Raw genomic sequence first — 18472 nt, 5'->3', positions numbered from 1 at the left:
GAACCCGATGCGCCTGGTCCACAACTCCCTTCACGACGAAGTCGCCGCCCAGCTGCGCGACCGCATCTTCGCGGGGGAGTTGATGCCCGGCACGTTCCTGGACGAAGCGCGCCTGGCCGAGCAGCTGAGCATCTCGCGCACGCCACTGCGCGAGGCGCTCAAGGTCCTCACGGCGGAAGGCCTGGTGCGCCACGAGCCGCGCCGCGGCTGCTTCGTCAATGAGGTGACGGCGCAAGACCTGGACGAAATCTTTCCCGTCATCGCGCTGCTGGAGGGCCGGTGTGCGCGGGAGGCCGCGGTGAATGCCAGCGACGCCGATCTCGCGACGCTCGAAGTGCTGCACGACAAGCTCAATCGCCACGCCAAGGCCAAGCGCATCAACGACTACTACGCGGTCAACTTCGCGATTCACGAAGCCATCATCACGCTGGCCAACAACCGCTGGCTGGCCCAGGTGATCGGCGATCTCCGCAAGATCGTCAAGCTGGCCCGCCTGCAGCAGCTGCACGCGCCAGGCCGCCTGGACCAAAGCCTGTCGGAGCACATGGCCGTGTTTGCCGCGCTGAAGGCGCGCGACCCCGAAGGCGCCGACGCGGCCATGCGCACGCACCTCACGCGTCAGCGAGACGCGCTGCGAGAGCTGGCCCGCAACCAACGCTCGAGACTCACACCATGATTGGAATCGCGATGGACACTGCCGTGGTCCCGCGCTCGACCCGCGAGCGCCTGCAAGCCACCCTGCGCCGCAACGCGGAGGCGCTTTCGCCCCGGGTGCTGCGGCGCACGCTGACGGAGCTGCAGGCCGTCATCGACCCGGCCGTGAGCGAGGTGGAAGGCGGGCGCCGGGCCGAGGGCGTGATGCATTGGTATGCGCGTGCCACCCCGGAGCAACGTCACGACATGTGGCTGCTGATGAGCGAGCAGTTCACCTCGGACCCGCAGCAGGTCAAGGCGGCGCAGGCGCAGTATGCGCGTGCCGTGGGCACGCCCGACGAAGCGGCGGCGGAAGTGCTGTTCCGGCGCGCCACGGTGTCGCCGCGCCGCCGCCTGCTGCAGCGGTTCAGCGCCGCGCCGGGCGGCATCCGCTTCCTGGTTGACGTGCGCGCGGACATGCAGCACCAGCTCAGATCCGACCGCCGGCTGCGCGCGCTCGACGTGGAGATGGAGTACATGTTCTCCACCTGGTTCGACGTGGCCTTTCTCGACTTGCGCCGCATCAGCTGGGATTCCCCGGCATCGCTGGTGGAAAAGCTGATCAAGTACGAGGCGGTGCACGACATCCGCAGCTGGGCGGACGTGAAGAACCGGCTCGACAGCGACCGCCGCTGCTATGGGTTCTTTCACCCCAGCCTGCCGGACGAGCCGCTCATCTTCGTCGAGGTGGCGTTGATGGACGAGATCGCGGACTGCATCACGCCGCTGCTCGACGAAGCTGCGGCGCCGAGCGATCTCGCCCGAGCCACGACTGCGATCTTCTATTCGATCAGCAACACGCAGTCGGGCCTGCGCGGCGTGAGCTTCGGCGATTCGCTCATCAAGAGGGTGGTGGAAACGCTCAAGGGGGAGTTCCCCAAGCTCAAGTGCTTTGCGACCTTGTCGCCCATCCCCGGGCTGCGGGCCTGGCTCCACAAGAACGCCGCGGCGATGCTGGAGCGGCTGCCGGCGAGGCAGCTTTCGGAGCTGGGCCGCGCATTGGGCGGCGAAGCCACGGCGGAGCTGCTGCTCGCCGCTTTCGACAAACCGCTGGAGCTCGATGCCAAGTCGCCGGTGCGCCAAATGCTGCTGCGTTGCGCGGCGCAGTACCTTGGCCGCGAGCTTCACGATGGCAAGCCCGTGGACGCGGTCGCGCGATTTCACCTCGGCAATGGCGCGCGTGTCGAACGCCTCAACTGGGCCGGCGATCCCTCGCCCAAGGGGCTCAAGCAGTCGCATGGCCTCATGGTCAATTACCTGTACGACCTCAAGCGCCTCGACCGGCACCGAGTGCAGTTGGCACAGGGCGAGGCGGCGGTGTCCGGCGCGGTCGGCGACCTGTTGTTCTGAGGCAAAAGGGTGACGGTCCGGCCCGTCGAGAAGAACACAACGACTGGAGACAAGCATGAAAGACGGGTGGAAGGCCCATTGGCAGGCCGCTGCAAGAACCGCGTTGGCCATTGCCACGGCGGCGGTACTGGCCGGCACGGCGCAGGCGCGCGTGACGCGCATCGTGATCGACGAAACCTTGCCGCTGCCGCCTGAAGCCTCAGGCGGCATCGCTTTCGAGCAAGTGGCCGGCCGCGCCTTCGGCGAGCTCGATCCGCGCCATGCGGCCAACGCGCTGATCCAGGACATCGACCTGGCCAAGGGCGCCGACGGCAAGGTGCGTTATGTCGCCACCTTCGTGCTGACCAAGCCGGTCGACCTTGCCAAGGCGAGCGGCCTGATGTGGCACGAGGTGCCCAATCGCGGCAACCGGCGGCCCAACGTGCCCGCCGAGCGCGCCTTCGGCGACATCGACCTGACCAGCGCCTGGCAGGGCGACAACGCCGGGGCCACCCGCGTGCGGCCTACCGCCGCGGCGGCCCAGCCGCACTGGCTGCAGCTGCCGGTGGCCCGCAACGCCGACGGCTCGCCGGTCACCGGCGAGGTGTTCGGCCGCATCGTCAACCGCGCCGGCCCGGCCTCGCAGCCACTGATCGTGCAGACCAATCCCGTGCCCTACAAGCCGGTCAGCCTGGATACGCGCCAGTCGAAGCTGGTGATGCGCACTGCCGAATCGACCCGGGGCGAAGCCATCGGCGAGACCGAGATTGCCGCCACCGACTGGGCCTGGGCTCGATGCGACGCGGCCAACCCGTTTCCCGGCACGCCCGACGCCACCCACATTTGCCTGAAGAACGGCTTCGACGCCGCCAGGCTCTACCAGGTGGTGTTCAAGGCCGCCGATCCCCATGTGCTGGGCATCGGCTTCGCTGCCTGGCGCGACCTCGGCCAGTTCTTCAAGACCGCGCAGGCCGACGACGCCGGCACGCCCAACCCCGTGGCGCGGGCCGTGACCCACAGCATCGGCCGAGGCGTGTCGCAGTCGGGCAATTTCTTGCGCGGCTGGCTGCATCTGGGCTTCAACCGCGACGAGGCCGGCCGCCAGGTGCACGACGGCCTGTGGCCCATCATCGCCGGCCGCCGCATCGCGCTGAATTTCCGCTGGGCCCAACCCGACGGCGTGCTGGAGCTGTACCAGGCCGGCAGCGAAGGGCCGCAGTGGTGGTCGCGCCACCCCGACCCGGTGCGCGGCGGACCGGCCGCCGGCATCCTCGACCGCTGCGAAGCCACCCGCACCTGCCCCAAAATCATCGAGCACTTCGGTTCGGCCGAGGTCTGGGCGCTCAAGCTCACGCCCGAGTGGGTGGGCACCGATGGCAAGGCCGATTTGCCCTTGCCGGCCAACGTGCGCCGCTACTACATCGCCAGCTCCAACCACGGTGGCGGCGCGGGCGGTTTCGATTCCAGCCTGCCCGGGGTCGGCCTGCCGGCCACCGGTCCCTCCTGCCCCGGCAACAACTACGGTGCGGGCCTGTTGCCGGCCAATCCGGTGCCTCACACCGAGACCGTCAACGCCTTGCGCGTCCACTTTCGCAACTGGGTGATGCGCGGGACCGAGCCGCCGGCCAGCCGCTGGCCGACCCTGGCCGCTCGCCCGGGCGAGGCGCGTGGCGCGCTGGCCCTGGCCCACAAGGAGGCCCTGGGTTTTCCGACGCTGCCGCAGTTGCGCGCGACGGTGCCCGAGCCCGACTTCATCATGCCGGTGCTGGACTACGACTGGGGTCCCGGCTTCAATGCGGCCGACGGCTCGGGCGTCGCTTCGAAGGCGCCGCCGCCGATACGCCAGGTGCTGCCGATGTATGCGCCGCGGGTAGACGCCGACGGCAACGAACTGGGCGGCGTGCCGGTGGTGCTGCTGGCGGCCCCGCTGGGCACCTACCTGGGCTGGAACATCACCGCAGGCGGCGCGCGGCCGTTCCACCAGGGCCAGATCTGCAACTACGTGGGCGGGATGGTGCCGTTCGCCCGCACGGCGGCGCAGCGCCAGGCCAGCGGCGATCCGCGCCTGTCGCTGGAGGAGCGCTACGGCTCGCACGACGGCTATGTCGCCGCGGTGCGCAAGGCCGCCGACAACGCCCAGGCGCAGGGATTCTTGCTGGCCGAGGACGCGGCCCGCCTGGTCAAGGCGGCCGAGGCCAGCGCCGTGCTGCGCTGACCGCGGGGCTGTCCGACAATGATCGTGCTTTAACCAACAACTAGCTGGAGACAAAACCATGAACCTGCTCAACCGTCGCGAGATTCTTCGTTTCGCAGCCGCCAGCGCGGCCGGCGTTTCGCCATTGCTGCACGCGCAATCCACCTGGCCGAGCAAGCCCGTGATGATGATCGTGCCGTTCCCTGCGGGCGGCGGCACCGACGCCTTCGCACGTCCACTATCCGCGCAGTTCGCCAAGCAGACCGGCAAGCAGCTGATCATCGACAACAAGGGCGGCGCGGGCGGCACCGTCGGTGCGAGCCTCGCATCGCGAATGACGCCGGACGGGTATTCGCTTTTCATGGGCGCGGTGCACCACGCCATCGCGCCGTCGATGTACCCCAAGCTGGACTACGACCTCGAGAAAGACTTCATCCCACTCACCTTGCTGGCCAACGTGCCGCAGGTGCTGGTGGTGAACCCCAAGCGCGTTGACGCGAAGGACTACAAGCAGTTCATCGAAATAATGCGCAAGAGCCCGGGCCGCTACAACTACGGCTCGGCCGGCAGCGGCACGTCGCATCATCTCGCCGGTGAGCTGTTCAAGCAGCAGACCAAGACCTTCATCACGCACATTCCTTACCGCGGCGCCGGCCCGGCGCTGCAGGACCTGATCTCCGGCAGCGTCGACATGATGTTCGACGGCCTCGGCTCGTCTTCTGCCCACATCAAGGGCGGCCGCATCAAGGCGCTGATGGTGTCGGGCACCAAGCGCAACGCCGCGTTCCCGGACGTGCCTTGCGCCGCCGAAGTGGGCCTGCCGGACTACACCGTCACCACCTGGTACGGCCTGTGGGCGCCCAAAGGCACACCCCCCGATGCGCAGGCCCGCATCGTCGACGAGATGCGCAAGGCCGTGACTTCCGACGAGCTCAAGGCGATCTGGGCCAACAACGGCGCGGACTTTCCCAACTTCAGCCAGCAGCAGTTCGCGGCGTTCATCCGCTCCGAGGTCGCCCGCTGGTCCGCGGTGGTCAAGGCGGCCGGCGCCAAGCTGGACTAATCCACCATGGGGGGACAAGTCCACTTCGCCGCGGAAGGCGCCATCGCGCTGGTGACGCTGTCCCATCCCGGCAAGCTCAACGCCATGTCGCGCGCGATGTGGCGCCAGCTGCGCACGCTGTTCACGCGCATCCAGGCCAGCCGCGAGTGGCGCTGCGTGGTGGTGCGCGGCGAGGGCGGCGCGTTCTGCGCCGGCGGCGACATTTCCGAGTATCCCGATTTCCGTTTCGACGAAGCGACGCTGCGGGCGTTCCATGAAGAGGACGTCTGGGGCGGCCTGGACGCCATGCTGCAGTGCGACGTTCCGGTGGTCGCGCAAATAGCAGGCGCCTGCATGGGCGCCGGCATGGAAATCGCCAGCTGCTGCGACATCCGCATCGCCGGCGAATCGGCCACCTTCGGCGCGCCGATTGCGAAGCTGGGCTTTCCCATGGCGCCGCGCGAGGCACAAGTCGTGGCCCGTGCCGCCGGCGAACTGACCGCGCGCGAAATGCTGCTGGAGGCCGCCGTGCTCTCGGCCGCCGAGATGAAGGCTCGCGGGTTCCTCAACCGCGTCACCGCCGATGGCGAGGTGGCTGGCCAGGCCATCGCCAGTGCGCAGCGCATCGCGGCGCTGGCCCCGCAGGCGGCGCGGCTGAACAAGCAGTCGCTGCGGCAACTGTGGCAGGACGGTCCGGCGATCGTCGATGCGTATCGCTATGCCGACAGCGACGAACACAATGAAGGCATCTCCGCCTTCCTCCAAAAAAGAAAACCGGTCTTTCCGGACGCCTCATGAAAAACGAAAACCTCTTTGCCGCGCTGCGGGCCGCATTCCCTCAAAGCATCGATGCGGCCGCCGTCGAGACCGATGCCGGCCTTCACTACTCGTGGCGCGACCTCGAGCGGGCCACCGCCATGATCGCCAACCTGCTGGCTGGCCTGAATTTGCCCGAAGGCTCGCGCATCGCGGTGCAGGTGGAAAAATCGGTCGAGGCGATGATGCTGTACCTCGCGACGCTGCGCGCGGGCTACGTGTTCCTGCCGCTCAACACCGCCTACCAGAGCGCCGAAATCGAATACTTCATCGGCAACGCGGAGCCGGCCGTGGTGGTGTGCAGCGGCAAGAACTTCGGCTGGGTGAGCAAGATCGCTTTCAAGGCCGGCACGCGCCATGTCTTCACGTTGAACGATGACCGCACCGGCTCGCTCCTGGACCGCGCCGCCCATTGCGGCGACCGGCACGAGATCGCGCACCGGGCGCCCGACGACCTGGCCGCCATCCTCTACACGAGTGGCACCACCGGCCGCAGCAAGGGTGCGATGCTGACGCATGGCAACCTGCTGTCGAATGCGCGCGTGCTCAAGGACTACTGGGGCTGGAAGCCGGGCGACGTGCTGATCCACGCCTTGCCCATCTTCCACGTGCACGGCCTGTTCGTGGCACTGCACGGCGCGCTGCTGAACGGCAGCAAGATCATCTGGATGGCGAAGTTCGACCCGAAATTCGCCATTGAGAAGATGGCCGAGGCGACGGTGTTCATGGGCGTGCCGACGCTGTATGTGCGCATGCTCGGAGAGCCGTCGCTGAACCGTGAGTCGACGAAGCACATGCGCCTCTTCGTGTCCGGCTCGGCTCCGCTGCTGCTCGAAACGTTCACTGCGTGGCAGGAGCGCACCGGCCATACGCTGCTGGAACGCTACGGCATGAGCGAGACCATCATGCTCACGTCCAACCCCTATGAAGCCAAAGGCGGCGAGCGGCGCGGCGGCACCGTGGGCTTCCCACTGCCGGGCGTTGGCGTTCGGGTGCGCGGCGACGACGGCAACAACCTGCCCACCGGCGAGATCGGCGCCATCGAGGTCAAGGGCCCGAACGTCTTCAAGGGCTATTGGCGCATGCCCGAAAAGACCCAGGAAGAATTCACCGCCGACGGCTGGTTCAAGACCGGCGACGTCGGCAAGATCGACGAGCGCGGCTACGTCACCATCGTCGGGCGCAGCAAGGACCTGATCATCAGCGGCGGCTACAACGTGTACCCGGCCGAGATCGAGGGGTACATCAACGACATGCCGGGCGTGGCCGAGAGCGCGCTGGTCGGCGTGCCGCACCCCGACTTCGGCGAAGTCGGCATCGCCGTGGTCATCGCCAAACCGGGCGCGACCATCGATGGCGACCAGATCGTCGCCCAACTCAAGGCGCAGCTCGCGAACTTCAAGATTCCCAAGCGCTGCTTCGTGGTTTCGGAACTGCCGCGCAACACCATGGGCAAGGTGCAGAAGAATCTGTTGCGCGAGCAGCACAAGCAGCTCTACACGTAGCTCATCACTGGGCAATGGCTGGGTCTCGCGAAGGCGCTCGACTCAAGAACCTGTCCTACAGCTTCGAATTCCCCCCAAAGTTATGGTGGGCAGTCATGGTGCTGCGCAGCATTCATTGGCTGAACAGCAGCACCCCGCAAGGAGAGGACTGCCGTGAAGATTGCCCAGGTTGCTCCCCTGTACGAGAGCGTGCCTCCCCGCGCCTATGGCGGCACCGAACGTGTGGTGTCCTATCTCACCGAGACGCTGGTGGAGATGGGGCATGACGTGACGTTGTTTGCCAGCGGCGATTCGGTCACCATGGCGGACCTCGTCGCCGTCGTGCCGATGGGCCTGCGGCTGGACAAGCGCAAGCCCGACCCGCTGGTGTGGCACACGATCATGATGGACATGGTGCTCAAGGAAGCGTCCGACTTCGACATCATCCACTTCCACACCGACGTGCTGCAACTCTCGCTGGTGGGCCAGTGCCGCACGCCCTGCGTGTCGACACCGCACGGCCGGCTGGACCTGCCCGACCTGAAGCCGCTGTTCCAGCGCTTCGGCAACCACCCGATGACGTCGATCTCCAACAGCCAGCGCGTGCCCGCGCCCTGGGTCAACTGGCGCGCCACCGTGCACCACGGGCTTCCGCTGGGCCTGTACTCGCTGCACCTGGAGCCGCAGGACTACTTTGCCTTCGTCGGCCGCATCTCGCCTGAGAAGCGTTGCGACCGCGCGATCGAGATCGCCAAGGCGTGCGGCGTGCCGCTGCGGATCGCGGCCAAGGTCGACCCCGCCGACCAGGCCTACTTCGAGTCCACCATCGAGCCGCTGCTGAACGACGCGCTCGTGACCTACGTCGGTGAGATCGGGGACCACGAGAAGAACGATTTCATCGGCAACGCGCGGGCGCTCCTGATGCCCATCGACTGGCCCGAACCATTCGGCCTGGTCATGATCGAGGCGATGGCCTGCGGCACGCCGGTGATCGCATATCGGCACGGCTCGGTGCCGGAGATCGTCGATCACGGCATCACGGGTTTCGTCGTGGAGAACCAGGAAGACGCCATTGCAATGGCGAAGAACATCGACCGCATCGATCGGCGCCGCTGCCGCCAGGAGTTCGAGCAGCGTTTCGCCGCCCCGGTGATGGCGCGGCATTACCTGGACGTTTACCGGGAGCTGGTCAACACGCGAGCGCCTGCCCAAGCGGCCTGAGCCGGCGCGATCCGGCGGAAAGCGATACGCATGCCCAAGAAGATCCAGATCGGCGACAAGTGGTACGTCGCGGCCACCGCGGCCAGTGCCGAGGAGCAGCCGCAGGTCCTGAAGAACGACCAGACCTTCGCGATGTTCGACCGCTTCGGCGACATCCAGGTGCTCGCTCCGGGCAAGGAAGGCCTGTACCACAACGACACGCGCTACCTGTCGCACCAGGAGCTGACGATCGACGGCGTGCGCCCGCTGCATCTGGGCTCGTCGGTAGAAGAGTCCAACAGCCTGCTGGTGATCGACCTGATGAACCCGGACTTGCCGGCCCGTGAAGGCCGCGCTCCGCTGGCAAAGGGCACGTTGCACATTTTCCGCGCCAAGCTGTTGTGGCACGGTGTATGCCACGAGCACATCCGCGTGACGCACCACGGCAGCGAGTCCACTCAGGTGCGGCTGGAGTTCACGTTCGACGGGGACTTCGTCGACCTGTTCGAAGTCCGTGGCATGAAGCGCGACAAGCGTGGAGATCGGCTGCCGCCGGAGGTGGGGACGGCCGAAGTCGTTTTGCCTTACGGCGGGCTGGACCACCTGCTGCGGCGCACGCGATTGCACTTCGAGCCAGTGCCTACGGCCATCGACGTTGGCCGCGCCGCCTTCGACCTGGACCTGGACCCGGGCACCGAGCACCATCTCTACTGCACTGTGATCTGCGAAACGGAAAATGACGCGCCCCGCGCTCGCATCTCGTACGAAGATGCCCTGCGCCAGAACAATGCCGCGCGCCGCACCTCACGCGGGGGGCACTGCACGGTGGTGACGTCGAACCCGCTGGTCAACCTGTGGCTGGATCGTTCCGTGTCGGACTTGTCGATGCTGACGACGATGCTGCCCACAGGGCCCTATCCGTTCGCCGGCGTGCCGTGGTATTCGACGACGTTCGGGCGCGACGGCATCATCACCGCGCTGGAGTACCTGTGGGTCGATCCCGCGCTGGCCCGCGGTGTGCTCACTTTCCTGGCGGAGACCCAGGCGAAGGCCGTGGACCCGCAGAACGATGCCGAGCCGGGCAAGATCCTGCACGAGGCGCGCCACAGCGAGATGGCGCTGACGGGCGAAATCCCTTTCGGCCGCTACTACGGTTCGGTGGACTCGACGCCGCTGTTCCTGGTGCTGGCCGGGGCCTATCTGCACCGCACCGGTGACGCTGGCCTGATCCGCGCGATCTGGCCCAACATCCTCGCGGCACTGCAATGGATCGACCAATGGGGCGACGCCGACGGCGATGGTTTCGTCGAATACGCGCGCCGCAGCGAAGAAGGCCTTGTGCAGCAGGGCTGGAAGGATTCGCACGATTCGATCTTCCATGCCGATGGAACGATGGCGCAGGCGCCCATCGCGCTGTGCGAGGTGCAAGGCTACGTCTACGAAGGCAAGCTCGCGGCGGCCGGGCTGGCCCGCATGATGGACGAGCCCGCGTTGGCCGATCGATTGGTTCAGCAGGCGAAGGAACTGCGGGAGCGATTTCATGCCGCCTTCTGGTGCGACGAGATCGACAGCTATGCGATCGCGCTGGATGGCGGCAAGCGGCAATGCAAGGTGCCGTCTTCGAACGCCGGCCACACGCTTTGGAACGGCATCGCGTCGCCCGAGCATGCGCCCCGCATGATGGACAGCCTGATGGGCGTGGCGTTCTTCAGCGGCTGGGGCATCCGCACCATCGCGGCCGGCGCCGCGCGCTACAACCCCATGTCGTACCACAACGGCTCGATATGGCCGCACGACAACGCGTTGATCGCGGCAGGCATGGCACGCTACGGCCGTACCGAAAGCGCGATGGAGTTGCTGTCGGCGACGTTCGATGCCAGCCTGCATTTCGATTCGCATCGCCTGCCGGAGCTGTTCTGCGGCTTCCCGCGCCGGCCGGGCGCGGGGCCGACGCTGTATCCCGTCGCCTGCTCGCCGCAGGCCTGGGCCGCGGCGGCGGTGTTCGGCATGCTGCAGGCCTGCCTGGGACTCGACATCCGCGCCCGGCAGTCCGAGATCGTGCTGCATCGCCCGCGCCTTCCGCGCTTCATCGACTGGATCCAGATCACGCGGCTGGGTGCGCCGGGGCCGAGTGTCGACCTGCTGCTGCAGCGCTATGAGCGCAATGTCGGCATCGAGGTGATGCGCGAGGACGCGGATGTGCGGGTGACTGTCGTGGCTTGAATGGCGCAGCGGGTGCAGTGCTATAACTCCGCGATGGCCCGCAACCCCTTTGCTCCCCCTGGCGCTGAAGTCGCCGATCCGGTCTCCCAACAACTCCCGGTGCCGCCGCAGGTGAAGCTCGCCTGCCAGATGATCATCGCGACGCTGGTGGTCGGCATCATCACGCTGTTCCCGGGCGTTCGCGAACCGGCGGCCGGCGACGCGGAGGTGCCGTTCCTGTTCACGCTGGTGCTCGTCGTGGTGTTCGGCGGGCTCACGCTCCTGCTGGCTTCACGCATCCTGCAAGGGCGGAACTGGGCGAGGTGGGCCATGCTCGTGTATCTCGGCGCCGGCTGGGCCCTGGCCGGCCCGAGCCTGGCCGACGACTTCTACCTTTCGCCCATCGCCGCGATCATCGACGCCATCAGCATCCCGGTGGAAGCTGTGGCGTGCTGGATGCTGTTCACCGGCGCGGGCGCGCAGTGGTTCGCCGCGCTGGCGGCCGGACGGACTCGAAACGGTCGCTAGGCGTACGGGGGACCGATCAGGGCCTCGCAAACCATGCTGACCTACAGGCGCTTCAATCCTTCTGACCCTGCCGACCTGACGGAGTGCCAGTGGGTTTTTCGCATGGCGCCGTCATTCGTCTATCCCACCGGGGGCAGGCCGGCCACCGATGAAGAGGTCGCGGAGATGCTCGGCCGCGTTCCCGGGCAGCTGTCGGCGGATGAGATGTACGCCTACTCGATATCGAATGGAACTGACCTCATCGGCTGCTATGTCCTGGTGCGGGGATATCCGGATGTGCAGACTGCTTACCTGGCATTGCTGTTGATCATCGATTCGGCGCAAGGCCAATCGCTGGGACGTGCCGTCCTGAGGCGCATCGAAGAGGAGGCACGAGGTTGGCGCTGCGCGGCGATCTCGGCCGCCGTCGACTCCATGAACGAACGGGCGTTTCGTTTCTGGCTTCGCGAGGGATTCATGGAGGAGTTTCGCAAGGCAGTGCCGGGGTTCATGGGGGAGGCCATTGGAATCAGCAAGCAAGTTCGAACGAACCCAGGCAAACCCTGACTTGAATTCTGACCTGCTTGAACGGCGCAACGGAGCCCTCAGCTTCAGTTGCAATGAACCTCAACTGGAAGCGACCGCTGTTCTACTGCCTGCTCCCGATCCTGGTGTTCCTGGCGTTCGTCGGCTTTCCGCCTCCTTTTGCGCCGCCTCAGGCGACCAAAGCCCGCCAGGAGCAATCGGTGCCGGCCGACGAGAAGGCCGAGCGGACCTGAGCGGAAATGGCGCGGCGCGAAATGGTAGATTCGGCCGACCGAGGCACGAGACATGGAAACATGAAGCCGTTCCAGAATCCGGGTGTGGCGAGCAAGTTCGAAGCCTATCCGCCGAAAATCCGCCGCAAGATGTTGGTGCTTCGCGCGCTGATCTTCGAGACGGCGGCTGCCACGGATGGCGTGGGCGAGCTGGAAGAGACGCTGAAGTGGAGCGAGCCGGCGTACGTCACCTCGCAGACGCGAAGCGGCAGCACGGTGCGCATCGACTGGAAGAAGGCCCAGCCCGCGCAGTACGCCATGTACTTCAACTGCAACACGAACCTGGTCGAGACCTTTCGGACGCTGTTCCCGAAAGACTTCAAGTACGAAGGAAACCGTGCGATCGTGTTCGATGAGCGCGAGTCTGTCCCGGTGGATGCGCTTCGCTTCTGCATTGCCGCGGCGCTCACCTATCACAGGAAGCGGTGAGGGCCGCCATCTCAAACACCGCTTCCCGGAAGGCAACACCTTGTCCCATCTCTTTCGCTGCCTGATCCTCACTTCCGTCTTCGCGTTTGCCGCAGCGGGAGCCGGAGCCGCCGTCGCGGCCGACGCCGCCGCCAAGGCGCTGATCGACCAACTCACTCGCCAGGCGGACGCATGGGACAAGGCGATCGTCCGCAAGGACCGCGAAGCGATTGCCGGCAACATGACGGAAGACTTCCGCCAGATCGATGCGGCCGGCAACATCGAGAACAAGGCCTCGTTCCTGGAAGATGTGCTGTCGCCCCAGCTGCGCATCGATCCGTACACGGTGGAGGACTTCGAAGTCCGGGTCTATGGCGACGTGGCGCTGCTCAGCGGGCGCACGCGCATGACGGGGGCGTACGACGGCAAAGCGTTCAACACGCATTACCGGTACATCGACGTCTACGTCCGCAAGAACGGCGTCTGGCGTGTGGCGAGCGTGCAGATCACGCGGCTGAAAGACTAGCGGCGGCGGGCTGGTGCCTCCCCAACACTGGGGAGGCGACCGCCGGCGCGATGCGGTAAGTTCGGGCCTTTCGCAAAGGAGGGTTCTATGCTGAGTCCAGTTGAAATTGCAGCGCTCATTGCCGCGACCAAGGGCGCCGTCGACATCTTCGACAAGATCGCCGGCCAGATCAAGACCGTCCTGACGAAGCGTCCCAAGGAGGCGGAGGGGGATGACGATCGGTGGCGCTTCAAGGTCCGCCCCGAGGGGACGGCCATCGTGGTCAAGCAGGAAGATCGGACCGTGCAGACGGTCACGGCCGCTGAGTTGTCGAAGGTGCTGTCGCCCGCGGATCTCGAGTTGGTGCAGACCTACGAGCAGAGCATGAACAAGTACTTCGCGAGATGGAAGGCCGTCTATGCCAAGAAGGACGCCTCACAGGACCCATTGGTCAACGCGATCACGGAAGAACAGCTGACCGAACAGATCGTGAAGATGAAGGGTGAGCTGGTAGGCATCATCGATTTCCTGAAGAGGTGCGGCGTCATGCTGGACGACCACTACATGCACGTACGCCAATTGGTCGAAGCAGCGTAAGAGTCCCATCTGAGGCTGACCGTCAGCCGCTGCTCAGTGTCGTCACGAACCGGACCGGCTCGGGACGCAGCCGTGCGGCCTTGCGCTTGCCCGCCGTGCCGACGCTGATGAAGGTCACTGCATGTTCGTGCGGCTGCAGCCCGAAGAGCCCGCGCAGGCCCTTCGACTCCATGGCCTTGCCGCTGGTCAGCGCCGACCCGAAGCCCAGCGCCGTGGCCATCAGCAGCATGTTCTGGATGGCGCATCCCGCGGAGACCAGCCGCTCTACGAATGGGATCTCGTCACCGGCGGGGCCGGCATCCACCACGGCCAGCATCAGCGTCGGCGAGCGGAAGGCTTTCTCCCGCGCCTGCGCGACCTGTTCGGCTGTGGCTTGCGCGTCGCGCTCCACCAAGGAAGCGGCAAACACTTCGGCCAGGCGCTCGCGCGCCGTTGCGGGGATCAGGACGAAGCGCCATGGCAGGCGCTCGCCGTGGTCGGGGGCCGCGGCGGCGGCGCGAAAGATCTGTTCCAGCTGCAAGGCGTCCGGGCCGGGTTCGGCCAGGCGCTTGGGCAGGATGGTCTGGCGATGCTGGATCAGCGTCGCGGCCCAAGGGGCGGTGACGGCCGGGTCGATGGGAGAGGTGAGGTCTGGATCCATGGCGAGGCTCCAGATTAGCACGCGACAGTCAGAGTTCCAGGTCGTCGCGGATCTCGGCGATGCCGGCGCGTGCGCACGCTTCGTCGGCCTCGCCGCCCGGCGCGCCGGATATGCCGATCGCGCCGACAAGCGAGCCGGCCGATTCGATCATCAGGCCGCCGCCGATCGTGACGACGCCCGGCAGTTCGCGAATGCCCGACATGGACTGGCCTGCCTGGGTGACTCGCGCCAGCGCCAGGGTGTCGGTCTTGAAAGTCAGCGCGGTGTAGGCCTTGTTCTTGGCTGTATCGGGCGTGTGCGGTCCGGCATGGCGGTCCCTGAGCATCACGAGCGGGATCGCCGACCGGTCCGTCACCACCACCGCCACCTGATACCCGCTTTTGACGCAGCTGGCCATCGCGGCCCGCGCTGCGCGCAACGCCGCTTCGGGCGTGAGCGTGCGCACGGCGTGCGTGGCTTGCTGCGCACTCGCGGCTGCGCAAAACAGCAGGGCGGCGGCCGCGACCAAGGCTTTCATGCCTGCGCCGCCGTGTAGCCGAGGTTGGGCAGTCCGCCCGTGAGCTGCGGCATGTTGACGCGGCGCTGCGCGACCACGCCGCCCCGCGCCTTGAGCCATTGCTCCACCAGTTCCCACACCGGCTTGTTGCCGGCGTTGCGCGCTTCTTCGGCCACCGGCGCCCAACCTGCCACCTTGTATTGGCGCGATGCCTCCAGCGGTTTGCCGTTCAGGCGCAGGTTGTCGATGCGCTTGCCCATCGTGGCCAGGGGATTGCAGCTGTATTCCAGCCCGCCCACGCGCACCATGTCGCCGCCTTGCTGGTAGTACGGGTCGGGGTTGAACAGGTTGTCGCACACGTCTTCCAGCACGGTCTTGATGGTCTCGCCGGACATCATGCTGACCGTGGCGTAGGAGTACGTCGTCGCCGTCATGTCCATCAGCCATTCGCGCGTGATGGGCTGGCCCGCAAGCAGGGACGTGCCCCAGCGAAAGCCTGGCGAGAAAGCAATTTCGGCGCCCTGCACGTCCATCAGCGCATCCAGCAGCAGCTGGTCGCCGCTGCCGTTGAAGTTGCCGCGGCGGTAGAGTGTTCCTTCCGTCACAGCGAGCTTTTCGGCCAGCCTGGTTTCGTACGGCGCGCGGATTCTCGTGATCAACGCGTCCATCTCTTTATCGGCCGGCAGCATGTTCGCGAACACCGGCAGCAGGCGGTAGCGGAAGTCGCGGATTTTCTTGTCTCTGACGTCGAAATCGATCACGCCGACGAACTTGCCGTTCGAGCCCGCGTTGGTCACCAGCGTCTGGCCGCTCTTGTTCTTGACGACGGTGGCGACCGGCATGCCGTCGTGCGTGTGCCCGCCCAGGATGGCGTCGATGCCGGTCACACGGCCCGCCATCTTCAGGTCCACGTCCATGCCGTTGTGCGACAGGAGGACGACCACCTGCGCGCCTTTGGCACGCGCTTCATCCACCACCTTCTGCATGCTCTCTTCCTGGATGCCAAAGCCCCAGTCGGCCATCAGGTAGCGGGGGTTCGCGATCGGCGTGTAGGGAAAGGCCTGGCCGATGATTGCGCAGGGCACGCCGTTGATTTCGCGCATGACATAGGGCTTGAACACCGCATCGCCGAAGTCGTTGGTCTTGACGTTCTGCGCCAGGAATTCGATCTTGCCCGCGAAGTCTTTCTCGACGATCTCCTTGACGCGGTCCATGCCGAGCGTGAATTCCCAGTGGCCCGTCATGATGTCCACGCCGAGCAGCTTGGCGGCGTCGACCATGTCCTGGCCCTTCGTCCACAACGCCGTGGCCGAACCTTGCCAGGTGTCGCCACCATCGAGCAGCAGCGCGCCGGGACGGCTCGCCTTCAGGCGCTTGACCAGCGTGGCCAGGTGCGCGAAGCCGCCGACCTTGCCGTAGCGGCGCGCGGCCTGTTCGAAGTCCAGGCACGTGAGGGCGTGGGCATAGTCGGAGCCGGCCGGGACCTTCGCGATCTTCAGCAGGTGTTCGCCGACGAGATGAGGCAGCCTGCCCTCCATGCCCGCGATGCCCAGGTTGACGCTGGGCTCGCGGAAGTAGATGGGCTTCAACTGCGCATGGCAGTCCGTCATGTGCAGGAACGACACGTTGCCGAATTTCGGGATGTCGTACAGCTGTTCGGCGGCGGTTGCGGCATCGGCACCGGCGGAGCGGCCCAGAGCCATGCCGCACACCGAAGCCGCGCCGAGGACCTGGAGGAACTCGCGCTTGGTCAGGTTCACTGCGTGCTTACTTGTTCACCGGCGACTGCGGATCCAGCAGCAGCGCGACGATGTGCTTGACCTGCTGTTCGTTCAGGATGCCCGCATGGCCTGCGCGCGGCATGTTCGAGCAGGCGTTGTAGGCCTTGGCGTTCCAGATCTTGCCCCAGGTGTATTCGACGATGGGTTTGGCAGCGGCGCTGTTCGGGTCGGTAACGCCGCGAAGTTTGCCGTACTGGTAGAGGCTCGGGCCGATGGTGCCGAAGGAAATTTCTTCCTTGCTGATCTGGTGGCAGTTGTAGCAATTGCCTCCGTTGGCCGCAGTGGCGGTGTCGGTCCAGGTAAGGCCGCGGCCGTTCTGCGCGATCTGCTCGCCGGCCTTCCAGTCGCCCAGGAACTTGCCGTCGCTGGGCCATTTGACGGTTTTGAGGTTCGCCTCTTCGATGGCCTTGGCGCGTGCGGGTGCCAGTGGTTTGCCCGCGACCTCGGCGGCGCTGCACTCGCGATTGGAGTCGTCCTGCACCAGCCGGTCGACCTTGACCCAGCCTTCGTCGCGAAACGATGCCTTGACGGTTTGCGCGGTGATCTGGTCCAGCTCGGCCGAACCGGGCAGCGATGCGCAGCCCGCCACAGCGGCTGCCATGACGAGGCTGGTGGCGATGTGGCGCGTTCTGATCTTCATGGTGTGGTTCATGCTCAGCGCTTGATGGAGGGGGCGGTGGAAACGCCGCCCTGGCCGTTGACACCGAGGAAGACGCCCAGTGCGATCGTGGCGTCGCTGCCGAAGCCGGGGTAGGGGAAGCGTTGCTGGCGATAGCAGTCGTTCAGGCGCAACTGCATGCTCCACATCTGTCCGTTGGAGACGCGATAGGCAGGCCATGCGCCGAAGCCCTGGCCCGCGCCCGGGTTCTTGGTGAGGTTGGGAAGGTCTTGCAGGCGAATGCGCTTGCCGTCCTCACCGTGGCAGGACGCGCACGAAAAGTCGTGCGTGCCGCCTCGCAGGTAGAAGACCCGCTTGCCCACTTCGTACATCACGCGTTCCTGTGCATGGGCTTGTGGCAGGTTGAACTTCATGCCTTTCGACTCGGCGGCGACGTAGGTTGCAAGTGCCGTCACATTGGCCTGCTCACCGCGGCCGAACGGCGTCCCGGCGATCTGCTTGCCGTCCAGGCCCTGCAGCGTTTCCATGCACGACACGAGGCGCGACTCGAGATCTTGCACCCGCTGCGTATCAGGGAAGTAGCGTGGCAGTTCGACGAAAGCGCCTTTCACCACGCCGGGGCCCTTGCCCAGGTCGCAGGCTTCGAGCGACGCGTTCTTCGGCCCGCGCTTTTGTTTCCACAGCGCCTCTCCCTTGGCCTCGAACAGGTCGGCCGGGTTGCCGTCCGCCAGCATCGCGCGGTATTCCTCGATCGACTGCGTGGCCGATTTCTGCGCAAACGCGCCGAGGGCCAGGCCGCCCAGCGCCAGCGCGAGCAGTGCCCGCCTCATGCGGTCACCACGGCTTCGTCGGTGCGGGTGTCGCCCTTGTTGTCCTTCCAGGTCACGGCGATCTTGTCGCCGGCCTTGGCACCCTTGACGGTGAACTGGAGGAACGGGTTCTTGGCAACGGCCGGGCCCCATTCTGCCGTGAGCACGGCCTTGCCGTTGTGGCTGGCCGTGACTTCGGTGATGTGCCATGCGGGAATGGTCTTGCCGGCAGCGTCCTTGCGCTGGCCCGTTTCCATTTCGTGGCTCATCAGCACGCGGACGGTGGCGTTGGCGCCGGCTGCTTGGGCGCGGATGCGCATCGGGTCGGACAT

The 18472-nt window shown here is 66.3% G+C and carries 20 protein-coding genes; 14 read left to right on the top strand and 6 right to left on the bottom strand.

The window, feature by feature from the left end:
- Positions 1 to 7: 7 nt before the first annotated feature.
- From EEB15_RS14065 to EEB15_RS14005, 14 genes are all read left to right on the top strand, one after another.
- The gene (locus EEB15_RS14065) at positions 8 to 676 is read left to right on the top strand and encodes a GntR family transcriptional regulator (protein ID WP_141510500.1); all 669 of its coding nucleotides are present in this window, start codon (positions 8 to 10) and stop codon (positions 674 to 676) included.
- Positions 673 to 2043, top strand: coding sequence for a malonyl-CoA decarboxylase (locus EEB15_RS14060; RefSeq protein ID WP_141510499.1), 1371 nt, complete (start codon positions 673 to 675; stop codon positions 2041 to 2043). Before EEB15_RS14065 ends, EEB15_RS14060 begins: the two co-directional genes overlap by 4 nt.
- 55 nt (positions 2044 to 2098) lie before the next feature.
- Positions 2099 to 4237, top strand: a complete 2139-nt coding sequence (locus tag EEB15_RS14055) for an alpha/beta hydrolase domain-containing protein (RefSeq protein WP_141510498.1) — start codon at positions 2099 to 2101, stop codon at positions 4235 to 4237.
- 58 nt (positions 4238 to 4295) lie between these two features.
- Positions 4296 to 5279: a tripartite tricarboxylate transporter substrate binding protein gene (locus EEB15_RS14050; protein ID WP_141510497.1), complete on the top strand. Its 984-nt coding sequence runs from the start codon at positions 4296 to 4298 to the stop codon at positions 5277 to 5279.
- 6 nt (positions 5280 to 5285) lie between these two features.
- On the top strand, positions 5286 to 6056 hold the full coding sequence (locus EEB15_RS14045; protein WP_141510496.1) for an enoyl-CoA hydratase/isomerase family protein: 771 nt from the start codon (positions 5286 to 5288) through the stop codon (positions 6054 to 6056).
- Positions 6053 to 7579 carry a malonyl-CoA synthase gene (locus EEB15_RS14040; RefSeq protein ID WP_141510495.1) on the top strand — a complete coding sequence of 509 codons (1527 nt, stop codon included), beginning with the start codon at positions 6053 to 6055 and terminating at the stop codon, positions 7577 to 7579. The genes EEB15_RS14045 and EEB15_RS14040 overlap by 4 nt, the downstream gene beginning before the upstream one ends.
- Positions 7580 to 7732: 153 nt before the next feature.
- The gene (locus EEB15_RS14035; protein ID WP_141510494.1) at positions 7733 to 8779 is read left to right on the top strand and encodes a glycosyltransferase family 4 protein; all 1047 of its coding nucleotides are present in this window, start codon (positions 7733 to 7735) and stop codon (positions 8777 to 8779) included.
- Positions 8780 to 8809: 30 nt separating this feature from the next.
- Positions 8810 to 10981 carry an amylo-alpha-1,6-glucosidase gene (locus EEB15_RS14030; RefSeq protein ID WP_141510493.1) on the top strand — a complete coding sequence of 724 codons (2172 nt, stop codon included), beginning with the start codon at positions 8810 to 8812 and terminating at the stop codon, positions 10979 to 10981.
- A gap of 33 nt (positions 10982 to 11014) precedes the next feature.
- Entirely contained in the window at positions 11015 to 11488 is a 474-nt protein-coding gene (locus EEB15_RS14025; RefSeq protein WP_141510492.1) for a hypothetical protein, read from the top strand.
- Positions 11489 to 11521: 33 nt separating this feature from the next.
- The gene (locus EEB15_RS14020; protein ID WP_141510491.1) at positions 11522 to 12034 is read left to right on the top strand and encodes a GNAT family N-acetyltransferase; all 513 of its coding nucleotides are present in this window, start codon (positions 11522 to 11524) and stop codon (positions 12032 to 12034) included.
- A 53-nt stretch (positions 12035 to 12087) separates the two neighbouring features.
- Positions 12088 to 12246, top strand: a complete 159-nt coding sequence (locus tag EEB15_RS33970) for a hypothetical protein (protein WP_199236531.1) — start codon at positions 12088 to 12090, stop codon at positions 12244 to 12246.
- Positions 12247 to 12306: 60 nt separating this feature from the next.
- The gene (locus EEB15_RS14015) at positions 12307 to 12714 is read left to right on the top strand and encodes a DUF1801 domain-containing protein (RefSeq protein WP_141510490.1); all 408 of its coding nucleotides are present in this window, start codon (positions 12307 to 12309) and stop codon (positions 12712 to 12714) included.
- Positions 12715 to 12754: 40 nt separating this feature from the next.
- Entirely contained in the window at positions 12755 to 13219 is a 465-nt protein-coding gene (locus tag EEB15_RS14010) for a nuclear transport factor 2 family protein (protein WP_158290106.1), read from the top strand.
- Between the two features lie 87 nt (positions 13220 to 13306).
- Positions 13307 to 13795, top strand: a complete 489-nt coding sequence (locus EEB15_RS14005) for a hypothetical protein (protein WP_141510488.1) — start codon at positions 13307 to 13309, stop codon at positions 13793 to 13795.
- A gap of 22 nt (positions 13796 to 13817) precedes the next feature.
- Here EEB15_RS14005 and EEB15_RS14000 read toward each other — a convergent pair whose 3' ends face one another.
- The 6 genes from EEB15_RS14000 to soxZ are packed head-to-tail and all read right to left on the bottom strand — an operon-like array spanning position 13818 to position 18472.
- Entirely contained in the window at positions 13818 to 14435 is a 618-nt protein-coding gene (locus tag EEB15_RS14000) for a nitroreductase (protein WP_141510487.1), read from the bottom strand.
- 28 nt (positions 14436 to 14463) lie between these two features.
- Positions 14464 to 14952 (bottom strand): heme-binding protein, encoded by a 489-nt coding sequence (locus EEB15_RS13995; RefSeq protein ID WP_141510486.1) that lies wholly within the window; start codon positions 14950 to 14952, stop codon positions 14464 to 14466.
- Positions 14949 to 16691: a thiosulfohydrolase SoxB gene (soxB, locus tag EEB15_RS13990; protein ID WP_141510485.1), complete on the bottom strand. Its 1743-nt coding sequence runs from the start codon at positions 16689 to 16691 to the stop codon at positions 14949 to 14951. Before soxB ends, EEB15_RS13995 begins: the two co-directional genes overlap by 4 nt.
- Before the next feature lie 7 nt (positions 16692 to 16698).
- Positions 16699 to 17352 carry a sulfur oxidation c-type cytochrome SoxX gene (soxX, locus tag EEB15_RS13985; protein WP_141510484.1) on the bottom strand — a complete coding sequence of 218 codons (654 nt, stop codon included), beginning with the start codon at positions 17350 to 17352 and terminating at the stop codon, positions 16699 to 16701.
- Between the two features lie 14 nt (positions 17353 to 17366).
- Positions 17367 to 18161, bottom strand: a complete 795-nt coding sequence (gene soxA, locus EEB15_RS13980; RefSeq protein ID WP_141510483.1) for a sulfur oxidation c-type cytochrome SoxA — start codon at positions 18159 to 18161, stop codon at positions 17367 to 17369.
- Positions 18158 to 18472, bottom strand: a complete 315-nt coding sequence (gene soxZ, locus EEB15_RS13975) for a thiosulfate oxidation carrier complex protein SoxZ (RefSeq protein ID WP_199236530.1) — start codon at positions 18470 to 18472, stop codon at positions 18158 to 18160. The genes soxA and soxZ overlap by 4 nt, the downstream gene beginning before the upstream one ends.

This window comes from Ramlibacter sp. WS9, from assembly GCF_003797765.1.
In the GTDB taxonomy this organism is placed as follows: Bacteria; Pseudomonadota; Gammaproteobacteria; order Burkholderiales; family Burkholderiaceae_C; genus Ramlibacter.
Note: the sequence above shows the minus strand (reverse complement) of the source record. Positions and strands in the feature narration are given on the sequence as shown.